Source organism: Morganella sp. BCCO 40_0007, assembly GCF_032989665.1.
GTDB classification, from domain to species: domain Bacteria; phylum Pseudomonadota; class Gammaproteobacteria; order Enterobacterales; family Enterobacteriaceae; genus Morganella; species Morganella sibonii.
The window spans coordinates 97707-121716 of the sequence record NZ_JAVBIN010000009.1; the positions used below are offsets into that span (position 1 = coordinate 97707).

The window sequence follows — 24010 nt, forward strand, 5'->3', positions numbered from 1 at the left end:
TGATGGTTACCAGTATATTTTCGGAAGATTAAATTTTTAACGGATATCAGGATAACCCATGAAAAAAAGTATATTAGCCTTAATTATTTCACCTTTATTTATTCATTCAGCAAATGCAAATATGAAGCCATTTACAGAGGTTACGCCTCATGGTTTTGGTTCAGGAACTTTATTTGAATTCGCTGAGAAAAAAACAGACGGTGACCGTGCAGTTGGTGTCTCTGAAATAGAGCAGGTTACAACAGGCCTGGGCCAATTTATTTTAGAGAACTATGAGTATGTAGATGATGTTCGCAAAGATTCGTCGAAGAAAGCGGCAGAACAGGATGGCAGAATAGCTCAGGTACATCAGACAGTGACTGATACCAGCGGACGGGTTAATACATTAGAAAAGAAGACTGAGTTTTTAGAAAATAAAACGCAGGCGATGGATGCTCAATTAGATATCACAGCCAGAAAAGCGGAGCATAATAATACACTTATCGGTACATTTCCCGGGATGATAAAACAGGAAATTGAAACTCAGCAGAATTATGTTAACGGGCAGATTACTTCATTAAGAAGCCAAATTTATTCAAATGAGTACGCTGTCCGGCAGGAACAGGAACATGCGGATTCAGCAAAAGTAGTCACCCGGCTGCTGCTTGATGCAACCGACGGCCTGGAAACCGACGTTGATAAACTGAAAAATAAAGTTCTTGCCGTGGAGCTACAGGCGGGTTTTGCAAAAGATTCAGCGTATACCAGTGAGAAAGATATCCGCGAAAACAAGAATCAACTTAGCACTCAGTCCCGGGATATCGCAAAAAACAAAAAATTGCTCGAATCCGCCAAAGTCGTGACTTCCGTTCTTGCTGATGCAACCTTAGCGCTGGAAGGCGATGTGGATAAACTGAATACCCGTATCAGCAATGCATCGAAAAAAATAAATACCACCACAAATGTTGCCAATCAAAACACACGGTATATTGCTGAGCAGACAGTCAAAGTTGAGAAAAACACGCTGGATATCCTGAAAAACCGCCAGGATCTGCGTTCACTGGAAAACGATTTACGTGAAACCAACGAGCGCCTTGATAACGGTCTGGCGGCCAATGCGGCGCTGAATGGCTTATTCCAGCCGTATGGTGTCGGCAAACTGAATATCACTGCGGCTGTGGGCGGATACCAGTCCACTCAGGCTGTGGCAGTGGGAACCGGTTACCGGTTCAACGAGAACATCGCCGTGAAGACCGGTATGGCATACACCGGTTCGAACGATGTGATGTACAACATGGCAGTTAACCTTGAGTGGTAATGCCGTGTCATTGTGACTGAAAGGTCATGTTTCATATACTCCTCCTTTCATATTGGCGTTTTAATTTTAATGAGTAGTTAATTAATTATGTGAATGACAGAGTCACTGAAATTCAGATAATTGATCCTGCTATATTTGCCATGCTTTGGGGAATGCATATTGCGTTCGTGTATTTCCCCTTTTTTATTTATTTGTTTACGGAGTTTTTATTCACAGAGTATTTATTCATGGCGTATTTATTCAAAGGGGATTTATTTAAGAAATAATCTGTCGGATAAATAAAAGCCATCAGTATGATTTATACTGATGACTTTCAGGTAATAAAATAAATTAATTAAATTCTTTCGGATCAGGCCCTAAACGGGTACCGGAATCCAGCAACTGAATTTGTGAAAGCTCTTCTTTCTCCAGACGGAAATCAAAGACATCAAAGTTTTCCTGAATCCGTGAAGGCGTGACAGATTTGGGGATCACAATCAACCCGCGATCCAGATGCCAGCGAATCACTATCTGCGCCGGGGTTTTCCGGTATTTTGCGGCTAATGACTGAATAATCTCGGTATCAAAGACACCTTCACCACCTTGTGCCAGCGGGCTCCAGGACTCGGTATGGATGGAATGAGTCGCATTCCAGGCCTGTAATTCACGCTGTTGCAGCAGCGGATGTAACTCAATCTGATTGAGTACCGGTTTCACACCGGTTTTGTGGATAATGCGCTGCAAATGCCCGATATCAAAATTACAGACACCGATACTGCGGGTCAGCCCGGTTTTCTGCAATTCAATCAGCTGCTCCCAGGCGGAAACATAGTGATCATCTGCCGGTGCAGGCCAGTGGATCAGATACAGATCCACATAATCGAGCTGTAACTTTTTCAGGCTCTCTTCCAGCGCTTTACCGGCGTGCTGCTGGTCGCTGTTCCACAGTTTGGTGGTGATAAACAATTCGTCGCGGGGAACGGTGGTGGCTTTCAGCGCCTCACCGACACCTTCCTCGTTCTGATAAATCGCGGCAGTATCGATCAGCCGGTAACCGGTTTCCAGTGCACTCTGCACGGCAGAGCCGACGACGTCGTTCCCGGCTTTCCAGACACCCAGCCCCAGTTGCGGCATTAAGTGTCCGTCAGATAAGGTAACTAATGCGGGTTTATTCATATGGCCTCCGGTTAGTATTCATGGGGTATCAGACGGCAGCCCGGTAGATCCGTTCGCTGACTTCCGGCGTTATGTCCTTCTGTTCGCCCAGTGCGGTCTGACCGTGTTCGCTGAGTTTGGCAACCAGCTCAGGAATACGGCTGTCATCAATCTGATAATCAGAAAAGCGGGTTTTAACACCCAGTTCTTCAAAGAAAATGCGGGTTGCTTCAATAGCGCACTCAATCCGGCTCTCTTCCGAACCATCTGTCAGATGCCAGATACGCTCAGCGTACTGCAATAATTTTTCGCGTTTAGTTTTGCGTTTTTCCCGCAGCAGTGCCGGTAACACAATAGCCAGGGTCTGCGCGTGATCTAATCCGTGCAGTGCGGTAATTTCATGTCCCAGGGCATGCGTTGCCCAGTCCTGCGGCACACCGGCACCAATCAGTCCGCTCAGTGCCTGGGTGGCTGCCCACATCACATTGGCGCGGCTGTCATAATCTTCCGGATTGGCCAGTACTTTCGGGCCTTCCTCAATCAGGGTCAGCAGAATACCTTCGGCAAACCGATCCTGAATTTTGGCATTCACCGGATAAGTCAGGTATTGCTCAAGGGTGTGAATAAAGGCATCGACCACACCATTGGCGGTCTGGCGCGGCGGCAGTGTGTAAGTGGTCTGCGGATCAAGAATGGCGCACTTCGGATGCACCAGCGGGTGACCGAATGATTGTTTATCCCCGGTTTCACGACGGCTGACAACAGAAAAACAGTTGGTTTCAGATCCGGTGGCAGGGAGTGTCAGTACACAGGCAATCGGCAGTGCACTCCGGATATTGCGGCCTCCGGTGGTGATGATATCCCACGGCTCACCCGGATAATCCACCGCGGCGGCGATAAACTTGGTGCCGTCGATAACGGAGCCGCCGCCGACTGCCAGCAGGTAACTGATATCATGCTCACGGATATACGCGATAGCTTTTACCAGCGTTTCATAGGCCGGGTTCGGCTCGATTCCTGAAAACTCATGAACCTCATAGCCATCCAGAGCGGCCAGTACCTGATCGTAAACACCGTTACGCCTGATACTGCCGCCGCCGTACAATATTAATACTTTGGCATCTTTCGGAATTTCACTGTTCAGTCTGGCGATTTGGCCTTTACCGAAATGAATTTTGGTCGGGGTGAAAAGCGTGAAGTTGTTCATTATTTCTCCGGTTAAGATTAGGAAAAATGAAGCGGATAACTATTAAGTGTAGTGTAAATCAGGGCGGATGTGGTGGCGAACCGGATCGTGCTTTCCGGCAGGCAGGCAGAAAAAAGCTCCCGAAGGAGCCATCATCTTATTTTTTATGAGTGCGGTGACGTCTGCGGTTCAGCAGAGCACGGCGTCTGCGGTAGTGGCGGAACAGCAGATACAGTGACGCAATAATACCGATAATCAGGAAAAAGACCGGGATCAGCAGCAGTGCGGTCATCACCGTTTTTTCGTGTGCTTTGACAAACGGAATCTGATTGAGCACATAGCCAAAGGTGGTAATAATCGCCACCCAGAGAAAACCGCTCAACCAGTTAAAAAACTGAAAACGGCGGTTCGGCAGTGTGGAAAGCCCGGCCAGCATAGGCAGCAGAGTACGGACGAAACCGAGGAAGCGGCCGATCAGCAGCGCATACAGGCCGTGGCGGTTAAACAGCACTTCGGCTTTCTGATGATAATTTTTCGGGATCTGCGTCATCCAGCGCCTGACGGTTTTGGTATCACTCAGCCAGCGCCCCTGAATAAAACCGAGCCAGCTGCCGATACCGGCGGCGGCGGTCAGAATCACCAGCGTCGGCAGGAAATCCATCACTCCCTTTGCAATCAGTGCGCCTGATAAAATCAGCAGGGTATCCCCGGGCAGAAACGCGGTGGGCAGAATGCCGTTCTCCAGCACAATGACAGTGAAGAGGATAGCGTAAACCAGCCAGAGGACTTCGGGATTAGAGAGTGTGGTAAAATCGTGAGACCAGAGTGCACTCACAATCTCTGATAAACTAGACATTAGATTTCCTGTAAAACGAGATCCGGAACAACGATACAGACAGTGTATCGCAAAAATTGTTCACCCGTTTGATTTGATCGGGTTTTTCTTCTGATTAACGACAGGTATAAAAGGCGGACGGATTATTAAACCGGCCTGTGTGTTTTTTATGCGTTTTATCGGTAATCCTGCCGGTTGGTTTGCGGTAAACACTTAGCGATCTGTGTGGAATTTCCCTCCGGGACGGCATTTTTTTGGTAAACCTTAATGATAATTACTATCAAATTGCTCAGGGTTTGATATGATCAGCGGGTTTCGTTTTTGGGTAGCGATGAATAACACGATTTATTTTTTGCTGAAAAAAAGTTCATAACAAAAGAGAGTTGAAGGCCAACTGATGCGTAATTTGACCGTTTCTGTGCTATTGGCATTATGTTTAACCGGCAGTGCATTTGCAGATAACACTGCTGCTGTCACACCAGCGACAACAACACCTGTCACCGCGCCGGCAGCAACAGCCGGTCAGCCTGCTCAGACACCTGAACAACCGGTGGTACCTGCAACTGCGGCAGAAGTTCCTGTTCAGGAAATCAGTTCAGCTCCGGCAGACGGCAACCGTGGTTTTGCGGCAGAACTGTCCGTGATTTCCATGTATCAGGGCGCAGATATGATCGTTAAATCGGTTATGATCGGCCTTATTATCGCTTCAGTGATTACCTGGGCTATTTTCTTTGCCAAGGGTGCCGACCTTATCGCTTCCCGCCGCCGTATCCGCCGTGAAGCTGACGCAATAAGCGGCGCACGTTCGCTGGATGAAGCCGCAGCTATTGCCGATACGTTCGGGAAAAAGAGTGTTACCCGGATGCTGATACTTGATGCCGTAAATGAGCGGACTGCATCAGAAAAAAGTCGTGACCTGAGCGGTATCAAAGACCGTGTGACGTTCCGTCAGGAGCGCATCGTGGCGGGTGTTGCCCGTCATATGGGGCGCGGTAACGGCTATCTGGCGACTATCGGGGCTATCTCACCATTTGTCGGTCTGTTTGGTACCGTATGGGGTATCATGAACAGCTTCATCGGCATCGCCCACTCACAGACCACCAACCTTGCTGTGGTGGCACCGGGGATCGCAGAAGCACTGCTGGCAACGGCATTAGGTCTGGTAGCGGCAATTCCGGCTGTGGTGATCTACAACATCTTTGCCCGTATGATTTCTGCTTACCGCGGGGATCTGGGGGATACCGCAGCACACACTATTTTATGGCTGGGCCGTGATCTCGACCTGGCAGACAGCAAAGCAGGGTAATATCTGATGGCAATGCGTCTTAACGAAGAGTTGGATGACAGCGGCGAATTGCATGACATTAACGTCACACCCTTTATTGATGTGATGTTGGTTCTGCTGATCATCTTTATGGTGGCCGCGCCGCTGGCAACTGTTGATATTAAAGTGAACCTGCCGGCCTCAACGGCAAAACCACAGCCGCGTCCGGAAAAACCGGTCTTTCTGACGGTGAAAGCGGATAATCAGCTGCTGGTGGGTGAGCAGGAAGTCACAAAAGAAACACTGGCTCAGATCCTGGATCAGACCACAGAATCCAATAAGGAAACCACGATCTTCTTCCAGGCAGATAAAACGGTCGATTACGAAACGCTGATGGGCATTATGGATGCCCTGCGTAAAGCGGGATATCTGAAAGTCGGGTTAGTGGGTATGGAGTCTGCGGAGAAATAGCCGCAGACTGATCAGCCTGAAATAAAAAAGCCGTTCATCATGAACGGCTTTTTTGTTGCCACTCTCCGACGGCTTCAGCACGGCGGCGGGTGAGCTCCGCTTTGATATCCGCACCTTTGAAACCGGCCTCAATAACCGGTTTGACGGCAACGTTCTGTGCAAGCATGAAGGCCTCCGCCAGAATATGCCCCTGCGGATAATCTGTTGCTTCCGGTGCTATCCGGCTGCGGTAATCCGCTTCACAAAGGACAGCCAGTTGTGTGATGCGTTCCGGTTTACGCCAGGCATCCAGGGAATCAAACAAAGCAATAATATCGTCTGCGGTCAGCTGACCGATATCATGAACCGTCCGGTAATGACAGGTGGCAAGCAGAGCCAGATCCCGTGCCGGGTTCGGCACCCGCAGGCGCTCTGACAGTTGCTGAATGGCAGACGTTCCCTCTCCGCTACTGTGACAGCTCAGATAAAGACACAATGCGGCAAAGCGGATATCGGTGCTGTTTGTCAAAAGTACTGTCCGGAGCAGAAGTCCGGCGGTCAGGATGTCATAACCGGTCTGGCCGTCAGTGGCGCAAAACAGGGTTTCCAGTTCCGGAAACAGCGCAGCCAGCGCGCCGCAACGGCGCAGTACAGAAAAGTAGATATCCGGACGCGGGCTGTTAAGCGCTTTTTCAGTCTCTTTCCAGACCCGTTCTGCCGTCAGGTGTGCAAGCTCTCCCTGTTGTGTGATGGCAGACATCAGCTCAAGGGTTTCCGGCGCAATCACAAATCCCTGCGGTGCAAAACGGGCAGCAAAGCGCGCTACCCGCAGGACACGCAGCGGATCTTCCGTGAACGCCTCAGAAACATGACGGAGAATACGGTTTTTCAGATCATCCGCCCCGTGATACGGGTCATACAGTGTGCCGTCAGCCGATTGCGCCATGGCATTGATGGTCAGATCACGGCGCTGTAAATCATCTTCCAGCGTGACATCCGGCGCACTGTAGCAGGCAAAACCGGTGTATCCGGCGCCGGTTTTCCGCTCTGTCCGCGCGAGGGCATACTCTTCACGGGTACCGGGATGGAGAAAAACAGGAAAATCGCGCCCGACCTGCTGATAGCCGCGTTCCAGCATGATGTCAGGAGTCGCGCCGACAACCACCCAGTCTCTGTCCGAGACAGGAAGACCCAGCAGTGCATCGCGGACTGCGCCGCCGACCAGATAGATATCCACATTTTTCTCCGTACTGCGCTTACTGTGAGTCTCAGTTCATCCAGCGATCTTTTTTCTTCCGGCGCGGGATCATATGCGGCAGCAGCAGACCCAGCAGCAGACCGGCACCGGCCACACCGCCGCCGTACATAAACCACTGCAGAATAATATCGCGCTGTTTATCATCTAACTGCACACTGATGGCATCCAGTTTTTTCTTTGCGACCACAACCTGATTACGCAGGCTGTCATTCTCTTTTTTCAGGTTATTGATGATATCATCACTGGCAGCCACGCGGTTTTGCATATCTGCCGTTTTGTCGTTCCAGGTGCCGTCGATATTGGCGAGTTTACCGCGCAGTGTCTGAATCTCTTCTTCCATGGCAGGAACGCGCTCTTTCAGGCTGGGTGTGGTGCTCAGCAGCTCTTTCGGTAACCAGACATCGCGGTTTTTGCTGTCACGGACCCGGACAAAGCCGGTTTCATTATTGACATCAAGCATCGTGACTTTCTCACCGGAATTGAGTGAGCCGGCGATGCGGTAGCGGTTGCTCGGGCCGCTGTGCACATAGGTGGAGAGATCGTCGGAGACGTAACGGGTTTCTTCAGCATGTGCGGTAATGCTGACAGTTGCTGCAAACAGCAAAGGGAGTAAGGCGAGTTTTTTCATCGTCATCAGCTTTATCAATCGTTGGTTATGAATATCATACTAATGAGTTAAGTGTGCGGGTGCAAACGTTAAACAGCCATGAGATTACTCTTAACCGCGGAATAAATGACGGGATAAAGTAGATAAACAGCGAAAAATCCGGCTGATGATAACAAATCAGAGTCATTTTTATGACGAAAGCAAGGCCGGGCTGATGATAAATAACAGTACAGGATGGCGGGAATGTCTATGAGCGATTACGAAACAGAACTGAAATTTGCAGTAAAACCGGAGGCGATTGCCGCCGTTATCACCGGACTGACAGCCTTTCCTCATCAGCATTTCCGTGCTGTCCGCCTGACTAACAGCTATTTTGAAACAGCGGATGATACGTTGCGTAAGTGGGATATGGGCCTGCGTATCCGGGGATGTGATACTGAATATGAAATGACCCTGAAAACAGCCGGTAATGATATCGGCGGGTTACATCAGCGTCCTGAATATAATATTCCGCTGTCCCGGCCGGAACTGGATTTAGCCGCACTGCCTGCGGAAGTCTGGCCGCCGGAAACGGATGTTGCGGCGCTGCAATCATCACTGCATGCCCGCTTTACCACAGATTTTGCCCGTGAAAAGTGGCTGCTGACGGTGAATAACAGTGTGGTGGAAGCCGTGCTGGATCAGGGCAGTGTGGTTGCCGGAGAGGCGGAATGCCCGATTTGTGAATTTGAGATGGAGCTGAAGGCGGGCTCTGCTGCTGATCTACTGACGGCGGCAAAAGCGCTGGCGGAACTGCCGGGATTACGCCTTGCCGGGCGCAGCAAAGCCGCACGCGGTTACTGGCTGGCACAGGGCGCCCCGGTACCGGAATTACCGGAATTGTTTACGGAACTGGAGCCACAGGCTCCCCTGACGGATGTGGTTGTCCGTCTGATCAAACAGTGGCAGAGCCTTGAAGAAGCCTGGCTGCTGAATGCGGACGGTGCGTTACCGGCGCTGCGGCAGACGATTTCCCTGCTGCTGACAATGGCTGACCGGTATCCCGGCGCGGTACCTGATTTTGTCCGTGACTGCCCGCTGCCTGACGTCGCCGCCGCACTGGCATCAGCAGATGCAAAACCTGAGGATGTCTGTTTCAGTCCGGTATGGTTGCAGTGTAAACTGGCTTTCACACAATGGTTTTTTGCACTGTGGATGGCGGCTCCCGCCATGCCATAACCGGGTTTTGAACTGCAATGTGAATCTGATAACAAAAGGAACATTGATGCTGCCGCTGACCCCGATACTCCGCCAGATTGCTGAGCGGGTAACCGCCCGGCTTGATACCGGCACGGCGCCGTACTCTGAACAGGAAGAGATAATTTTTGCCGGCAGTGATTTTGTGGCGGAGCAGTGCATCCGCCATCCGGACTGGTTATCTGCTTTGCGCAACACCCCGCCGCAACCGGATGAATGGCGCAATTATGCCGCCCGGCTGGCGGAGATGATGACGGATACCGCGCAGGAAGAGGATGTGATGCGGGTACTGCGTCTGTTTCGTTATCAGATGCTGATGCGTATTGCGGTGATGCAGCTCCTGCGCCGGAGTACGACAGAAGAGACGCTGCGCCAGATCAGCGAGCTGGCGGAAGTCCTGATTATCGCCGCCCGCGACTGGCTTTATCAGCGTTGTTGTGCGGACTGGGGCACGCCCTGTTCGCCGGACGGCAGTGCGATGCCGCTGCTGATCCTCGGAATGGGAAAGCTGGGCGGCGGTGAACTGAATTTCTCCTCCGATATTGACCTCATTTTTGCTTATCCGGAAAACGGTGTCACGCAGGGTGGCCGTCGTGAACTGGAAAATGCGCAGTTCTTTACCCGCCTGGGACAAAAAATTATCAGAATGCTGGATCACACGACGGCGGACGGTTTTGTTTACCGCGTGGATATGCGTCTGCGGCCGTTCGGCGACAGCGGGCCGCTGGTATTCAGTTTTTCCGCTCTCGAAGATTACTATCAGGAGCAGGGTCGTGACTGGGAGCGTTATGCGATGGTCAAAGCGCGCATTCTCGGTCGTGATGACTCTGCTTACAGTGAAACGCTGCGCCGGATGCTGCGCCCGTTTGTTTACCGCCGTTATATCGATTTCAGTGTGATCCAGTCTCTGCGTAATATGAAAGGCATGATTGGCCGCGAAGTCAGGCGGCGCGGGCTGACAAACAATATCAAGCTCGGTGCCGGGGGGATCAGGGAAGTGGAGTTTATCACCCAGGTCTTTCAGCTGATCCGCGGCGGGCGTGAACCGGGGTTACAGACACAATCCCTGCATGCGGCGCTGGCGGAAATTGCCCGGCTGGGGCTGCTTGGTGAGGAACAGGTCGCGCAGCTGCTGGATGCTTATGCTTATCTGCGGCGGCTGGAAAACCTGTTGCAGGCCATTAATGACAGCCAGACACAGACGCTGCCGGACTCGCCTGTTGATCAGGCGCGGCTGGCTCAGGGAATGGATACAGCCTCGTGGGCGGATCTGGAAACGGTGCTGAACAGCAAAATGGCGGCAGTACATCAGATATTTACCGACCTTATCGGCGAGGATGATGAGGAAAGTGACGATGAAACCGCGTTACAACCCTTTATCTCGTTGTGGGAGAGTGAGCCGGAACTGAGTGATATCACCTCACTGTTTCAGCTGAACGAGGACGATGCCGCGCAGTTTCTGACCGGTTTACAGGGATTCCGTCAGGATCTCGGTAAGCGGACCATCGGGCCGCGCGGGCGGGATGTGCTCGATCAGCTGCTGCCCAAACTGCTGGCGAAACTGGCACCACAGCCGGATGCGCAACGGGTGTTACAACGTCTGACGCCGCTGCTGCTCAGTATAGTCAGCCGGACAACCTATCTGGAGCTGCTGCTGGAATCTGATGTGGTGCTGACGCACGTGGTGCGGTTGTGTGCGGCATCCCCGATGATAGCCGTGCAACTGGCGCGTCATCCGCTGCTGCTTGATGAACTGCTGGACCCGGCGTCGCTCTATCAGCCGTTACCGCTGAATGCGTACCGTGATGAGCTGCGTCAGTATCTGATGCGGGTTCCGGAGGAGGATGAGGAACAGCAGCTTGAGGCTCTCCGCCAGTTTAAACAGGCGCAGCTGCTGCGGATCGCGGCGGAAGATATCACCGGTGTGCTGCCGGTGATGAAAGTAAGTGATCACCTGACCTGGCTGGCGGAAGCAATGATCGCCGCCGTGGTACAGCAGGCGTGGGGGCAGATGGTCAGACGCTACGGTGAACCTGCACATCTGGCCCGCGGCGGGGACAAAGGTTTTGCGGTGATCGGCTACGGCAAGCTGGGCGGCTGGGAACTGGGTTACAGTTCGGATCTCGACCTGGTATTCCTGCTGGATTGTCCGGAAGGCACACAAACCACCGGCCCGCGTGAAATCGACGCGCGGCAGTTCTATCTGCGTCTGGCGCAGCGCATTATGCATCTGTTCAGCACCCGCACGTCATCCGGCGTGCTGTATGAGGTGGATGCCCGTCTGCGCCCGTCCGGAGAGGCCGGGATGCTGGTCAGCACTTTGGAAGCGTTTGCGGATTACCAGCAGAACAGTGCCTGGACCTGGGAACATCAGGCTCTGATCCGTGCTCGCCAGGTGTATGGCGATGAGGCGATTGCCGCCCGTTTTGACGGCATCCGCCGTGATATTTTGTGCCGTCAGCGTGATAACGCGCAACTGAAACAGGATGTCCGTGAGATGCGTGAAAAAATGTATCAGCATCTCGGCAGCCGTGACGACAGTGTGTTTAACATCAAAACTGATCCGGGCGGGATCACGGATATTGAATTTATCGCCCAGTATCTGGTACTGCGTTTTGCGCCGGAAAATAAGGCACTGATCCGCTGGTCTGATAATGTCCGGATTTTTGAACTGATGGCAAACTATGATGTGATGCCGGAAGAGGAATCTCTGCGGCTGACCGCGGCTTATATTATGATGCGCGACAGGCTGCATCATCTCTCGTTGCAGGATAAGTCCGGTGTGGTACCGCTGACCGAATTTGCCGCAGAGCGCGAATTTGTCCGTGCCCGCTGGCTGCACTGGCTCGGGGAATAAATACCGGCGGCCGTACGCGGATTTTCTGTCCGGTGGCCGGTTTGTGATATTATCAGCAATAATTTCGTTATTCATAAGGTGGAGCAGGGAATGAAAGTAACACTCCCGGATTTTCAGAATGCCGCAGTTTTAGTCGTCGGTGATGTGATGTTAGATCGTTACTGGCACGGGCCGACCAGCCGGATCTCCCCGGAAGCCCCGGTACCGGTGGTTAAAGTCACTGAAATTGAAGAGCGTCCCGGCGGCGCGGCAAACGTGGCTATGAACATCGCCTCTCTGGGAGCGAATTCCCGCCTAGTGGGACTGACCGGTATTGATGACGCCGCCCGCGCACTGACCGAGCGCCTGAATGATGTCAAAGTCCGCTGTGATTTTGTCGGCCTGCCGACACACCCGACGATCACCAAGCTGCGCGTGTTATCCCGCAGCCAGCAGCTGATCCGCCTGGATTTTGAAGAAGGTTTTTCGGATGTCGATCCGCAGCCGATACTCGAACGTATCGCACAGGCGCTGCCGCACATCGGCGCACTGGTGCTGTCTGATTACGCCAAAGGCGCGCTGGCGCATGTGGAAGAGATGATCGCACTGGCCCGTAAATCCGGCGTGCCGATCCTGATCGACCCGAAAGGCACCGATTTTGCCCGTTATCGCGGCGCAACCCTGCTGACACCGAATATGTCAGAGTTTGAAGCCGTGGCCGGAAAATGCACCGATAATGCCGATATCGAAGAAAAAGGCCTGAAAGTTATCCGTGATTTTGATTTACAGGCACTGCTGGTGACCCGCTCCGAGCAGGGCATGAGCCTGCTGCGTCCGGGACAACCGGCTCTGCATCTGCCGACACTGGCTCAGGAAGTCTTTGATGTGACCGGTGCCGGGGATACGGTAATCGGTGTGCTGGCAACCTCGCTGGCGGCCGGAAAAACCCTGGATGAATCCTGTGCGCTGGCGAATGCGGCGGCGGGTGTCGTGGTCGGTAAGCTGGGGACATCCACGGTATCACCGGTTGAGCTGGAAAATGCCGTGCGCGGCCGCAGTGATAACGGCTTTGGTGTGATGACCGAAGAAGAGCTGCATCAGGCCGTGGCGGATGCCCGCCAGCGCGGCGAGAAAGTGGTGATGACCAACGGCTGCTTTGATATTCTGCACGCCGGACATGTTTCTTATCTTGCCAATGCCCGCAAACTGGGAGATCGCCTGATTGTGGCGGTGAACAGTGATGCTTCCACCAAACGCCTGAAAGGCGAAAGCCGTCCGGTTAACCCGCTGGATCAGCGCATGATTGTGCTCGGCGCACTGGGTGCCGTGGATTGGGTGGTGCCGTTTGAGGAAGATACACCGCAGCGTCTGATTGCCTCTGTCCTGCCGGATGTGCTGGTGAAGGGCGGGGATTACCGTCCGGAAGAGATCGCCGGGAGTGAGGAAGTGTGGGCCGCAGGCGGTGAAGTGAAAGTCCTCAATTTTGAGGATGGTATTTCCACTACTAATATCATTAATACTATCAATAAATCAAAGTAACAGACTGATTATTCAGGAGATACGCATTGCGTATCTCCTGTTGGTGTTACTCGCCGCCTTTTTCTGCCAGGCGCGCTTCCAGCTCCGCCAGACGTTTCTCCATCTGTGACAGCTTTTCACGGGTACGCAGCAGCACCTGTGTCTGCACATCAAACTCTTCGCGGTTGACTAAATCCAGCTTACCAAGCTGTGACTGTAAAACAGCCCGCATCTTTTTATCGATATCCGCTCCGATCTCCCGCACACCTTTCGGCAGTGCGCTTTGCAGCTGTGTGGCAATCTGTTCAATTTTTTTCGGGTCAATCATGATTTTTCCTTTCTGAGCCGGAGGATCGTTATGCCGCAAATAGTAACCTGTTACGGGATTCTGAACCAGTCTGAGTTCTCATTTTGAGCTCCCTGTAAAAATAACCACTGGCCGGGATGATTTATCGGGGGTATAGTGATCACGCTATCTCAGGGCGGGGTGAAAGTCCCCACCGGCGGTAAACATTCCAGTGCGAATGAAGCCCGCGAGCGCTTCACCCAGGTGAAGGTCAGCAGATCCGGTGTAATTCCGGGGCCGACGGTTATAGTCCGGATGGGAGAGAGTCAGCATCAGCCGGGTGAAATCCGCCCGTCCGATCGCATATCATCAATTATCTGTGCGGGTAACAACCTGCTGCGGCATGGTTTTATGACATGGCTTTATGATATGTATGCAACTCCTAAGATGCCCTGGTTCTGGTAATCATTTTTAATTACGATGAGGTTTATTTACCATGAATCAGACGCTGTTATCAGATTACGGCAATCCGATTGAACGTGCAGAACGTGCCATTGCAGCTATCCGTCAGGGACGGGGCGTTATGGTACTCGATGATGAAAACCGCGAAAACGAAGGCGACATGGTGTTCGCCGCCGAAACCATGACCGTTGAGCAGATGGCGCTGACCATCCGTCACGGCAGCGGTATTGTGTGCCTGTGCCTGACTGACGAACGCCGTCAGCAGCTTGACCTGCCGATGATGGTGGAGAACAACTCCAGCCAGTTCAAAACCGGTTTTACGGTGACGATTGAAGCCGCTCACGGTGTGACCACCGGGGTTTCTGCGGCAGACCGCATCACCACAATCCGTGCCGCAGTCGCGGATGGCGCTGTACCGGCGGATCTGAACCGTCCGGGGCATGTGTTCCCGCTGCGTGCGCAGAATGGCGGAGTATTAACCCGCCGCGGTCATACCGAAGCGTCTGTTGACCTGGCGACACTCGCCGGTCTGAAGCCGTACGGTGTGCTGTGTGAACTGACCAACGACGACGGCTCAATGGCCCGTGCACCGGAAGTTATCGTGTTTGCAAAACAACATGATATGCCGGTCGTGACGATTGATGACCTGGTTCAGTACCGCGAGCAGTTAATGGCGAAAGCGGGCTGAGATCACTGACAGGGTCAGTAACTGAACAGACTGAAATCCTGAGAATGCCGCTGCTGACACAGCGGCATTTTTGTATCTGTGTCCCCGTCATATTTTTTGAACAACTTCATCATGATTACCCTGCGTGATAAATCCCGGAATGGCATACACTGATCTCAGTGAATAATTTTTGTGTGAGGTCAGCAATGAAACGATTACCGGCTCTGTTTGCAGGTCACGGCAGCCCGATGAATGTCCTGGAAACCAACCGTTATACAGAAACCTGGCGGCAACTGGGAGAACAGATGCCGCGCCCGTCCGCCATTCTGGTGATTTCCGCACACTGGTATACGCAGGGGACGTGGCTGACATCGGCTGCGCATCCGCGCACTATCCATGATTTTCGCGGTTTTCCGCAGGCACTGCATGAAACGGAATATCCGGCTCCCGGCTCAGCGGCGCTGGTGGCGCGGGTAAAAGATCTGCTCAGTAATGACAATATCGGGGAAGATCACGGTGAATGGGGGTTAGATCACGGCAGCTGGGGGATCTTAGTGAAAATGTATCCGGATGCGGATATCCCGGTGGTACAGCTCAGCCTCGACGGCAGCAAACCGGCGCAATGGCATTACGATACCGGCCGTAAGCTGGCTGCGTTGCGTGATGAAGGGATACTGGTCCTCGGCAGTGGTAATGTGGTGCATAATCTGCGCGAGATGGACTGGCAGAATGCGCAGGCGGAACCGTATCCGTGGGCAGTGAGTTTTAATAATTTCGTGCGGGATAACCTGGAGAGCGACACCCGGCCGCATCCGCTGGTGAATGCGCTTGAGCGCGAAGATGGCAAACGGTCGAATCCGTCGCCGGAACATTATCTGCCGCTGCTCTATATCCTGGGTCTGCGGCAGGGCAGTGAACCTGTCACCGTACCGGTGGATGGTGTTGAATCCGGCTCACTGAGTATGCTGACAGTCAAAGTCGGCTGACGATGTCTTTTCGTTATAAAAAAATCCCCGCGATACCGGATATCGCGGGGATTTTTGTATCAGCCAGAAACTATTCGTCAGTCAATAATGACATGCGGATAGAAACGGGAGAGATCCTGGGTGATCAGCTCTTTATCTTCACGGATACAGATCCCGGCAGATTCATCATTCACCAGCCAGCTGCCCACGAGGGTATAGCTGTCGCCGAATTTCGGCAGGGGATGGAACTGCTGGACAATCATACCCTCTTCACCGTAAGGGCCGTCCGCGGCGGCAATTTCTTTGCCGTTTTCGATAATACGGATGTTGGCACCTTCGCGGGAGAACAACGGCTTGATAACGTAGCTTTCCATTTCCGGATACGGTTTATCCGAAAAATAAGCAGGCAGCAGGTTTGGGTGATCCGGGAACATTTCCCACAGCATCGGCAGCAGGGCTTTGTTGGAAATAATGCTCTTCCAGGCCGGTTCCAGCCAGCGTACACCGGCATCCGTCAGCTTGGTGGAGAAAATCTCCCGCATCATAAATTCCCACGGATAGAGTTTAAACATATTGCTGATAATCTGATCCTGAAGATCAGTAAACTCACCGCGATCGCCCAGCCCGATATCTTCAATAAACAGAAAATCAGTGGTGACACCGGCTTCCTGCGCACAATCCTGTAAATACTGGATTGTGCCGCGATCTTCCACAGAATCCTGACAGCAGGCCATATGCAGATAACGGAACCCGTACTCTTCCGCCAGCACACCGAAGCGCTCAATCAGCTTTTCCTGAATACCGTTGAACTGATCGGCATTTTCCGGCAGGTTTCCGGCGGCAATCTGGTCTTCCAGCCAGATCCACTGGAAAAAAGCGGATTCGTACAGCGACGTCGGTGTATCCGCATTGTTTTCCAGTAACTTCGGCGGGTTAACGCCGTCATAAGCCAGATCCAGGCGGGAATAGAGCGACGGCTGGCGGGTTGCCCATGACTCACGCACGAAATCCCGGCAGTGTTTCGGGATTTGAAAACGGGCCATCAGCTCGTCACTTTGAGTGACTTTATCCACCACCTGAAGACACATCTGATGCAGTTCGTTAGTCACTTCCTCGATTTCATCGATTTGTGCCAGCGTGAACTGGTAACAGGCATCTTCTGACCAGTACGGTTCGCCGTACATGGTATGAAAATGAAAGCCGAATTCCTCGGCTTTCCCGCGCCAGTCAGGGCGCTCGCTAATCGGTACGCGTTTCATGCAAATCAGCCGCCCATTGAACGGGAAGATGAACTGCTGCCGGATGAGCGCTGCATCGTGTTTTGTTTCGCCACGCTGTCACCGAACCCGCCACGCGTGGTGGTGGTTGTGGTGGCCGGTTTTGGTGCCATGGCAGTTTTCGGCACAGTCATGCTGCGCCCGCCGGTGGCGGAACCGTAGTTCTTGCCGGTGGCATCAACAAATTTACCGTTAGCCGGGCTTGCCGGGTTACGGGACGTGAACAGCGGCTGAGAGGCTGCTGCACCACCGCCCATCATACGGCCCATCATATAACCGGCCATCAGCGGCATCCAGAAGCTGCCGGAAGCCTGGGCAGGCTGTTGCTGCTGGCTGTTGTTTGCCAGCTCAGTGGGTGCCTGAGTACACTGGGCTTCACCGAATTCCGCCACACAGTCTTCACGGGTGGCATATTTCGGTGCAGTTTTTGCCGCTTCTTCCAGCGCGTTGTTATAAGCAGTGGTGCATTCACCGGCCTGTGACGGGTTCGCGGCGGAGCACTGCTCTGCGGTGGTGTAGAGCGCAACGGTTTCATCGGCTTCATCGCAGGCGGTTAACATCAGAACAGCGCCGACAGCAGCCGCAACAGGTGCCAGGCGGTACTGACGCCAGGTTTTGCGGAAAGCGTCGCGGTTAATATTCTTGGTGCGTTTCATTGTCATCGTTGTAATATCCGGAAACGGTTTCATGGAGAGGTAATAACTGTCTAGGATAGGGGAAAACTGTGTGAAATTAAAGCAATAATCTGCTTTTTGCATCTGATGTGAATTAAATCGGTTTAACAGAAAAAAAAGATACCGGTATCGCGGTATTTTTACCGACAAAATGTGTCTGTCAGGCGTAATTATATTGCGGATTACGCTATATAACCTGATATTTCACTGCCCGGCAGAAATATTGTCCTTATACACAGCAAAAGCATAAAAAAACCCGCCGGAGCGGGTTTATCGTCATATCGTATGAAGATCAGCGGGCAGTGTTTGTCACTGACGCCGGCGATGTGGAAATCGCTTTGCCCAGCACCTGGTTAAGGCGCAGGATATCGTCTTCGTTCAGTGTGCCGCGTGCCTGGCCGATATAAAGCTGGTTAATCAGATAGTCATAACGGGCGTTAGACAGGCTTTTCTTCGCATCATACAGGGTAGTGGTGGCGTTCAGCACATCCACAATCGTACGCGTACCCACCTGATAACCGGCTTCGGTTGCATCCAGTGAGCTTTCCGCAGAGGTGACGACCTGTTTATAGGCGTTCACGCTGCTGATTGAGGCGTTGATGTTGTTATACGAAGAACGGGTGGTCTGAACAACCTGGCGCAGTGTCGCTTCCAGTTTTTCACTCGCAGCGGTGTAACCGTACTGTGCCTGATCAACCTGTGATGAGACGTTGCCGCCGGTGTACAGCGGGATACTGACGTTCACACCAATGGTGCTCTGACCGGCGTAGCTGTTATCCGGACGACCGGCAGGATAGCCGCTGCCGCTGTAGTCGGTATTGGTGACTCCGGTACTGGCTGTCAGGCCCACGGTCGGATAGTGACCGGATTCCGACAGACTGATCTGCTCTTTCGCGAGATTACGGCTCAGCGTGGCACTCAGCAGGTTCAGGTTACGTTCCTGCGCTTCTTTCAGCAGTGCTTCGATGGCATCCGGTGCATTGGTTTTAAAGCGGTTGACATCCAGTGAGGATAATTCGCTGTAATAAACACCACTCACCTGACGCAGCATTTCAATGGCGTTTTCGACATCGTTACGGCCGGCTACTTCCTGCGCCAGAACGCTGTCGTAGTTGGCACGGGCGTTCTGCACGTCAGTAATGGCTACCAGACCGACGTTGAAACGCTGAGTGGTCTGATCCAGCTGGCGGTAGACGGCTTCTTTCTGTGCCTGTACGTATGACAGGGTATCCAGCGCACGCAGAACGTTAAAATAAGCAACGGCAGTATCCACAATCAGCTGCTGCTGGGCGCTCTGGTATGTGATGTCGCTGATCCCGGCAGTTTGTTCCTGCATATTCAGCTGACGCCATTTACTCATGTCAAAAATTGTCTGGGTCAGTCTCAGCTGTGCATTTAACGCATTACTGTCCTGGTTACGGTTGTCACGATAACCGCTGGCGTAGTCATAACCTCCGCTTAAACCTAACTGCGGCAGTAACGGGCTGCGGGCTTCGTTAATTTTTTCAAAAGCCTGGTTACGTTCCGCCTGAGTCTGACGGAGGGTCGGGTTGGTCTCTTTCGCTTTTTGATAAACCTGCAGGAGGTCTTCAGCCTGGGTGACAGAGCTGAAACCTGCCACACTCACAGCAATGAGAAGAGAAAGCAGTTTCTTCATTAGTATTCCTTTTTGCACAGCGCTAATCTGTCAGTTGCCTCACGGGAAGCACCAAATGGCTCTAATTCTAGCAGAGTCCGCTCGCTAATAAAGGTAGCCGTTTGTGCCTTCTGCGTTAAATTAGCTTAACTTTACCTCAACGGGCAGGAAATTTCTTTATCTCAAATGATGAAAAATGCCTTTATCATACAGAATTGATTTACCGGCGGAGAAAATAGTATGAAACACACATCCGGATTTCCTTTTACGTTCAGTTGTGATGACGTGGAGATAATCAGTCAGAAAACTCTGTTTTCCGGATTTTTTAAAATTAATGAATATCGCTTCCGGCACCGGTTGTTTGAGGGCGGCTGGAGCCCGGAAATCCGCCGTGAGGTGTTTGAGCGGGGAAATGCCGGTGTGATTTTGCCGTATGACCCGATCCGTGATGAAATCGTGCTGATTGAACAAATCCGTTTACCGGCGATCGAAAGCAGTCAGACGCCGTGGCTGCTGGAGGCGGTGGCCGGGATGATCGATAAAAGCGGGGAATCTGCCGAAGATGTGGTGCGTCGTGAGGCGGAAGAAGAGGCCGGGCTGAAAATCGGCCGTTGTACTTTTGCGCTGAGTTATCTTTCAAGTCCGGGGGGCACATCCGAACGGATGTATGTGTATATCGGTGAGGCGGATACCACCGCAGCAGGCGGGGTACACGGGCTGGCACAGGAGAACGAGGACATCCGTGTTCATGTGGTCAGCCGTGAACAGGCGTATCAGTGGGTTGAAGAAGGTGTGATCGATAACGCAGCAACTGTCATTGCAATTCAGTGGCTTACATTGCATTATGAACGTATACGCACAACGTGGCGGGACAAATAATCCGGATTTTTTTATGTGCAACCGGGGAATTGTGTGCGGGATTGCAGATCTTCTTCGCCGAAACACTTATCATTATATGTTAGTTGTTAAAATCACAAGGATATCGATTGGAAATCCCGTTGCACTTGCCCGTAGCTGACGGCGCTGCGGTCAGAATTTTACAGATTACCGATACGCATCTTTTTGCCGGCGAAACAGACACGCTGCTGGGAATTAATACCCTGAACAGTTACCACGCCGTACTGGATGCTATCGCAAAACAGCAGTTACCGGCTGACCTGATTGCAGCCACCGGTGATCTGGTTCAGGATCAGACCACCCGGGCCTATCAGCGGTTTACGGACGGTATTGCCCGTTTACCGGCGCCGTGTGTCTGGCTGCCGGGCAATCACGATTATCAGCCGTCCATGGCAAAGGAACTGGCCGCCGCGGGGATCTCTTCCTCCAAACAGGTGCTGCTCGGTGAACAGTGGCAGATCCTGCTGCTCGACAGTCAGGTTCAGGGCGTACCGCACGGCGAACTGAGCGATGACCAGCTTATCTGGTTGGATAACTGCCTGGCACAGCAGCCCGGCCGTCATACTGTTGTGATGCTGCATCACCATCCTCTGACCTCCGGCTGTACCTGGCTCGATCAGCACAGTCTGCGCAACTCACATATGCTGGCAGAGGTTCTGACCCGCTATCAGAATATTGAAGCTATCCTGTGCGGGCATATTCATCAGGATATGGATGTCATGTGGAACGGCATCCGCATACTGGCCACGCCGTCAACCTGTGTCCAGTTTAAACCGCACTGCACTAATTTCACGCTGGACACCGCCGCTCCGGGCTGGCGTTATCTGGAACTGACCACCGGTGACAATCCGTCCCTGAGTACACAGCTGTTCCGGCTGGAAACAGACGAATTCAGCCCCGATCTGGGTTCGGACGGTTACTGATGGCGACGCTCCTTTATCTGCACGGCTTCAACAGTTCTCCGTTGTCAGAGAAAGGGACAATGCTGAAAACGTGGCTGGCGGAACACTATCCGGAGATCCGGATGTTACAGCCGCAACTTCCCTGCTATCCGGATGAAGCCGCACTGTTTCTGGAGGATCTGATGAACTCGCTGGCCGGTGAGAATACCGGTATTGTCGGGTCGTCGCTGGGCGGGTATTTTGCCATCTGGCTGTCGCAGGCGTTTGATGTTCCCGCGGTGGTGGTTAATCCGGCGGTGTATCCGTTTGATTTGCTTCAGGACTATCTCGGGGAAAATGAAAATCCTTATACCGGTGAGCGTTATACACTCGAGCCGCATCATATGCAGGATTTGCGGGCGATTTTTGCCGATCCTGTTGAATCACCGGATTTGATCTGGTTATTACAGCAGACCGGCGATGAAGTGCTGGATTACCGTCAGGCTGTCACCCGTCTGGTGGCATGTAAACAGACGATTGAATCCGGCGGAAACCACGCATTTACCGGATTTCAGCGTTTTTTTCCGCAGATAGTTGAGTTCCTCGGCCTTACCCGCCAATGAAAAATCGTATTTAAATTTATCAGGGACTGGTATTATCGCCAGTATCATTCACGTATTTTGTTTATTTTTTAGCGAAAAACCGATAATCCAACATGACGCAATCATCATATAACGCAGAGGATATTGAAGTCCTCAGTGGTTTGGAGCCTGTCCGCCGCCGTCCGGGTATGTATACGGACACGACGCGCCCGAATCACCTTGCTCAGGAAGTTATCGACAACAGCGTCGATGAGGCTTTAGCCGGTCACGCTAAATCTGTCGAAGTTATTTTACATAAAGATCAGTCTGTTGAAGTCATTGACAACGGGCGCGGCATGCCGGTGGATATCCACCCGGAAGAGAAAGTGTCTGCGGTCGAACTGATCATGACCCGCCTGCATGCGGGGGGGAAGTTCTCCAATAAAAACTATCAGTTTTCCGGTGGTCTTCACGGGGTAGGTATTTCCGTGGTCAATGCGTTGTCAAAACGCACTGAAGTGACTGTCCGCCGTGACGGACAGGTTTATCAGATTGCCTTTGAAAATGGTGACAAAGTCAGTGAACTGGCTGTCATCGGGCAGTGCGGCAAACGCAATACCGGCACCAGTGTACATTTCTGGCCGGATGAGCAGTTTTTTGACAGTCCGCGCTTCTCTGTCTCCCGGCTGACACACCTGCTGAAAGCCAAAGCCGTGCTGTGCCCGGGTGTTGAGATCCTTTTCAAAGATAATGTGAACGACACCGAACAGCGCTGGTGCTATCAGGATGGTCTGACCGATTACCTGATGGAAAACGTCAATGGTCTGGTGACCCTGCCGGAAGCACCGTTTACCGGTAAACATGCCGGGGATAATGAGCAGGTGGACTGGGCACTGCTGTGGCTGCCGGAAGGCGGTGAACTGCTGACCGAAAGCTACGTCAACCTGATCCCGACCCCGCTGGGCGGAACCCACGCCAATGGCCTGCGCCAGGGGCTGCTCGACGGCATCCGCGAGTTCTGCGAATTCCGCAATATCCTGCCGCGCGGCGTGAAGTTATCCGCTGACGATATCTGGGAGCGCTGTGCCTATGTGCTTTCCGTGAAAATGCAGGACCCGCAGTTCGCAGGGCAGACTAAAGAACGTCTGTCGTCACGTCAGTGTGCGGCGTTTGTCAGCGGTGTGGTGAAAGATGCTTTCAGCCTGTGGCTCAATCAGAACGTGCAGGCTGCGGAACAGCTGGCGGAACTGGCGATTGCCAGCGCCCAGCGCCGTCTGCGTGCCGCGAAAAAAGTGGTGCGCAAAAAACTGACATCAGGCCCGGCATTGCCCGGGAAACTGGCGGACTGCTCATCCCAGGATCTGAATCAGACCGAACTGTTTCTGGTGGAAGGGGATTCGGCAGGCGGCTCAGCCAAACAGGCGCGTGACCGTGAATTCCAGGCGATTATGCCGCTGCGCGGTAAAATCCTGAATACCTGGGAAGTGTCGTCGGATGAAGTGCTGGCTTCTCAGGAAGTGCATGATATTTCCGTGGCTATCGGTATCGACCCGGACAGCGATGATTTAAGTACTCTGCGTTACGGCAAAATCTGTATCCTCGCGGATGCGGACTCGGACGGACTGCATATCGCCACGCTGCTGTGCGCGCTGTTTGTGCGTCACTTCCCGGCGCTGGTAAAAGCCGGTCATGTCTATATGGCAATGCCGCCTCTCTATCGTATTGACCTCGGCAAGGAAGTGCATTATGCCCTTGATGAGAATGAAAAAAATGCGATTCTGGATAAATTAAGCCGCAAACGCGGTAAACCGAATGTGCAGCGTTTTAAAGGGCTGGGGGAAATGAACCCGGGCCAGCTGCGTGAAACAACCCTGGATCCGAATACCCGTCGTCTGGTACAGCTCACTATCAATGAGGAAAACTATCAGGAAACGATGTCGGTGATGGATATGCTCCTCGGGAAGAAACGTGCGGAAGATCGCCGGAACTGGTTGCAGGAAAAAGGCGATCGGGTGGAATTGGATGTGTGATGTCACCCGTGACGGCACAAAAGGTCAGAGGAA

Annotated in this window: 21 protein-coding genes and 1 riboswitch; of the genes, 12 read left to right on the forward strand and 9 right to left on the reverse strand. The window is 52.7% G+C overall.

The annotated features are described in order from the left end of the window. Window positions 1-58: 58 nt before the first annotated feature. The gene (locus R5268_RS12290; RefSeq protein WP_317419433.1) at window positions 59-1297 is read left to right on the forward strand and encodes a YadA C-terminal domain-containing protein; all 1239 of its coding nucleotides are present in this window, start codon (window positions 59-61) and stop codon (window positions 1295-1297) included. Window positions 1298-1627: 330 nt separating this feature from the next. On the opposite strand, the gene dkgA is transcribed toward R5268_RS12290, so the two are convergent. The 3 genes from dkgA to R5268_RS12305 all read right to left on the reverse strand — a co-directional run bounded on the left by dkgA (window position 1628) and on the right by R5268_RS12305 (window position 4473). Continuing rightward, a complete protein-coding gene (gene dkgA, locus R5268_RS12295; RefSeq protein ID WP_218454997.1) occupies window positions 1628-2452 on the reverse strand; it encodes a 2,5-didehydrogluconate reductase DkgA in 825 nt (274 codons plus the stop codon). Window positions 2453-2480: 28 nt separating this feature from the next. After that, window positions 2481-3638, reverse strand: coding sequence for an alcohol dehydrogenase (yqhD, locus tag R5268_RS12300; RefSeq protein ID WP_317419432.1), 1158 nt, complete (start codon window positions 3636-3638; stop codon window positions 2481-2483). A 136-nt stretch (window positions 3639-3774) separates the two neighbouring features. Next, entirely contained in the window at window positions 3775-4473 is a 699-nt protein-coding gene (locus R5268_RS12305) for a DedA family protein (RefSeq protein WP_107680194.1), read from the reverse strand. Window positions 4474-4849: 376 nt separating this feature from the next. Here R5268_RS12305 and exbB point away from each other — a divergent pair, with 376 nt between their 5' ends. Continuing rightward, a complete protein-coding gene (exbB, locus tag R5268_RS12310; RefSeq protein ID WP_046894126.1) occupies window positions 4850-5758 on the forward strand; it encodes a tonB-system energizer ExbB in 909 nt (302 codons plus the stop codon). Window positions 5759-5764: 6 nt separating this feature from the next. After that, the gene (exbD, locus tag R5268_RS12315) at window positions 5765-6187 is read left to right on the forward strand and encodes a TonB system transport protein ExbD (protein WP_107680192.1); all 423 of its coding nucleotides are present in this window, start codon (window positions 5765-5767) and stop codon (window positions 6185-6187) included. A gap of 37 nt (window positions 6188-6224) precedes the next feature. Here exbD and R5268_RS12320 read toward each other — a convergent pair whose 3' ends face one another. Continuing rightward, a complete protein-coding gene (locus R5268_RS12320; protein WP_218455001.1) occupies window positions 6225-7403 on the reverse strand; it encodes a multifunctional CCA addition/repair protein in 1179 nt (392 codons plus the stop codon). A 31-nt stretch (window positions 7404-7434) separates the two neighbouring features. Next, window positions 7435-8052, reverse strand: coding sequence for a TIGR04211 family SH3 domain-containing protein (locus tag R5268_RS12325; protein ID WP_182106474.1), 618 nt, complete (start codon window positions 8050-8052; stop codon window positions 7435-7437). A gap of 228 nt (window positions 8053-8280) precedes the next feature. Here R5268_RS12325 and R5268_RS12330 point away from each other — a divergent pair, with 228 nt between their 5' ends. The 3 genes from R5268_RS12330 (at window position 8281) to hldE (ending at window position 13642) form a co-directional block, all read left to right on the forward strand. After that, window positions 8281-9249 carry an inorganic triphosphatase gene (locus R5268_RS12330; protein ID WP_317419431.1) on the forward strand — a complete coding sequence of 323 codons (969 nt, stop codon included), beginning with the start codon at window positions 8281-8283 and terminating at the stop codon, window positions 9247-9249. A 46-nt stretch (window positions 9250-9295) separates the two neighbouring features. Continuing rightward, window positions 9296-12124, forward strand: coding sequence for a bifunctional [glutamate--ammonia ligase]-adenylyl-L-tyrosine phosphorylase/[glutamate--ammonia-ligase] adenylyltransferase (gene glnE, locus R5268_RS12335; protein WP_317419430.1), 2829 nt, complete (start codon window positions 9296-9298; stop codon window positions 12122-12124). A gap of 90 nt (window positions 12125-12214) precedes the next feature. Beyond that, complete coding sequence (gene hldE, locus R5268_RS12340) at window positions 12215-13642, forward strand: bifunctional D-glycero-beta-D-manno-heptose-7-phosphate kinase/D-glycero-beta-D-manno-heptose 1-phosphate adenylyltransferase HldE (RefSeq protein WP_052926326.1); 1428 nt, start codon at window positions 12215-12217, stop codon at window positions 13640-13642. A 46-nt stretch (window positions 13643-13688) separates the two neighbouring features. On the opposite strand, the gene ubiK is transcribed toward hldE, so the two are convergent. Further along, window positions 13689-13949, reverse strand: a complete 261-nt coding sequence (ubiK, locus tag R5268_RS12345) for a ubiquinone biosynthesis accessory factor UbiK (RefSeq protein WP_046894132.1) — start codon at window positions 13947-13949, stop codon at window positions 13689-13691. A gap of 141 nt (window positions 13950-14090) precedes the next feature. Continuing rightward, window positions 14091-14236, forward strand: a riboswitch (FMN riboswitch). A gap of 167 nt (window positions 14237-14403) precedes the next feature. Here ubiK and ribB point away from each other — a divergent pair. Beyond that, window positions 14404-15057: a 3,4-dihydroxy-2-butanone-4-phosphate synthase gene (gene ribB, locus R5268_RS12350; protein ID WP_046894134.1), complete on the forward strand. Its 654-nt coding sequence runs from the start codon at window positions 14404-14406 to the stop codon at window positions 15055-15057. A 185-nt stretch (window positions 15058-15242) separates the two neighbouring features. Next, window positions 15243-16022, forward strand: a complete 780-nt coding sequence (gene ygiD / locus R5268_RS12355) for a 4,5-DOPA dioxygenase extradiol (RefSeq protein WP_317419429.1) — start codon at window positions 15243-15245, stop codon at window positions 16020-16022. A gap of 77 nt (window positions 16023-16099) precedes the next feature. Here the strand turns inward: ygiD and R5268_RS12360 are convergent, their stop codons facing one another. The 3 genes from R5268_RS12360 to tolC form a co-directional block, all read right to left on the reverse strand. Next, window positions 16100-17260, reverse strand: coding sequence for a glutathionylspermidine synthase family protein (locus R5268_RS12360; protein ID WP_317419428.1), 1161 nt, complete (start codon window positions 17258-17260; stop codon window positions 16100-16102). Between the two features lie 5 nt (window positions 17261-17265). Then, complete coding sequence (locus tag R5268_RS12365) at window positions 17266-17940, reverse strand: DUF1190 family protein (protein ID WP_107680186.1); 675 nt, start codon at window positions 17938-17940, stop codon at window positions 17266-17268. Window positions 17941-18244: 304 nt separating this feature from the next. Continuing rightward, the gene (gene tolC, locus R5268_RS12370; protein ID WP_182106482.1) at window positions 18245-19609 is read right to left on the reverse strand and encodes an outer membrane channel protein TolC; all 1365 of its coding nucleotides are present in this window, start codon (window positions 19607-19609) and stop codon (window positions 18245-18247) included. Between the two features lie 219 nt (window positions 19610-19828). Between tolC and nudF the strand changes: the two genes are divergently transcribed. From nudF to parE, 4 genes are all read left to right on the forward strand, one after another. Continuing rightward, a complete protein-coding gene (gene nudF, locus R5268_RS12375; protein WP_230059573.1) occupies window positions 19829-20467 on the forward strand; it encodes an ADP-ribose diphosphatase in 639 nt (212 codons plus the stop codon). A gap of 107 nt (window positions 20468-20574) precedes the next feature. Continuing rightward, a complete protein-coding gene (gene cpdA / locus R5268_RS12380) occupies window positions 20575-21408 on the forward strand; it encodes a 3',5'-cyclic-AMP phosphodiesterase (protein ID WP_218455006.1) in 834 nt (277 codons plus the stop codon). Further along, window positions 21408-21989, forward strand: coding sequence for an esterase YqiA (gene yqiA, locus R5268_RS12385; protein WP_218455007.1), 582 nt, complete (start codon window positions 21408-21410; stop codon window positions 21987-21989). The genes cpdA and yqiA overlap by 1 nt, the downstream gene beginning before the upstream one ends. Window positions 21990-22081: 92 nt before the next feature. After that, entirely contained in the window at window positions 22082-23977 is a 1896-nt protein-coding gene (gene parE / locus R5268_RS12390; protein WP_107680182.1) for a DNA topoisomerase IV subunit B, read from the forward strand. The last annotated feature ends 33 nt before the right edge of the window (window positions 23978-24010 follow it).

Coding starts and splice junctions, on each gene's coding strand:
- R5268_RS12290 (WP_317419433.1), top strand. CDS start 59: ATGAAAAAAAGTATATTAGCCTTAATTATTTCACCTTTATTTATTCAT.
- dkgA (WP_218454997.1), bottom strand. CDS start 2,452: ATGAATAAACCCGCATTAGTTACCTTATCTGACGGACACTTAATGCCG.
- yqhD (WP_317419432.1), bottom strand. CDS start 3,638: ATGAACAACTTCACGCTTTTCACCCCGACCAAAATTCATTTCGGTAAA.
- R5268_RS12305 (WP_107680194.1), bottom strand. CDS start 4,473: ATGTCTAGTTTATCAGAGATTGTGAGTGCACTCTGGTCTCACGATTTT.
- exbB (WP_046894126.1), top strand. CDS start 4,850: ATGCGTAATTTGACCGTTTCTGTGCTATTGGCATTATGTTTAACCGGC.
- exbD (WP_107680192.1), top strand. CDS start 5,765: ATGGCAATGCGTCTTAACGAAGAGTTGGATGACAGCGGCGAATTGCAT.
- R5268_RS12325 (WP_182106474.1), bottom strand. CDS start 8,052: ATGAAAAAACTCGCCTTACTCCCTTTGCTGTTTGCAGCAACTGTCAGC.
- R5268_RS12330 (WP_317419431.1), top strand. CDS start 8,281: ATGAGCGATTACGAAACAGAACTGAAATTTGCAGTAAAACCGGAGGCG.
- glnE (WP_317419430.1), top strand. CDS start 9,296: ATGCTGCCGCTGACCCCGATACTCCGCCAGATTGCTGAGCGGGTAACC.
- hldE (WP_052926326.1), top strand. CDS start 12,215: ATGAAAGTAACACTCCCGGATTTTCAGAATGCCGCAGTTTTAGTCGTC.
- ubiK (WP_046894132.1), bottom strand. CDS start 13,949: ATGATTGACCCGAAAAAAATTGAACAGATTGCCACACAGCTGCAAAGC.
- ribB (WP_046894134.1), top strand. CDS start 14,404: ATGAATCAGACGCTGTTATCAGATTACGGCAATCCGATTGAACGTGCA.
- ygiD (WP_317419429.1), top strand. CDS start 15,243: ATGAAACGATTACCGGCTCTGTTTGCAGGTCACGGCAGCCCGATGAAT.
- R5268_RS12360 (WP_317419428.1), bottom strand. CDS start 17,260: ATGAAACGCGTACCGATTAGCGAGCGCCCTGACTGGCGCGGGAAAGCC.
- R5268_RS12365 (WP_107680186.1), bottom strand. CDS start 17,940: ATGACAATGAAACGCACCAAGAATATTAACCGCGACGCTTTCCGCAAA.
- tolC (WP_182106482.1), bottom strand. CDS start 19,609: ATGAAGAAACTGCTTTCTCTTCTCATTGCTGTGAGTGTGGCAGGTTTC.
- nudF (WP_230059573.1), top strand. CDS start 19,829: ATGAAACACACATCCGGATTTCCTTTTACGTTCAGTTGTGATGACGTG.
- yqiA (WP_218455007.1), top strand. CDS start 21,408: ATGGCGACGCTCCTTTATCTGCACGGCTTCAACAGTTCTCCGTTGTCA.
- parE (WP_107680182.1), top strand. CDS start 22,082: ATGACGCAATCATCATATAACGCAGAGGATATTGAAGTCCTCAGTGGT.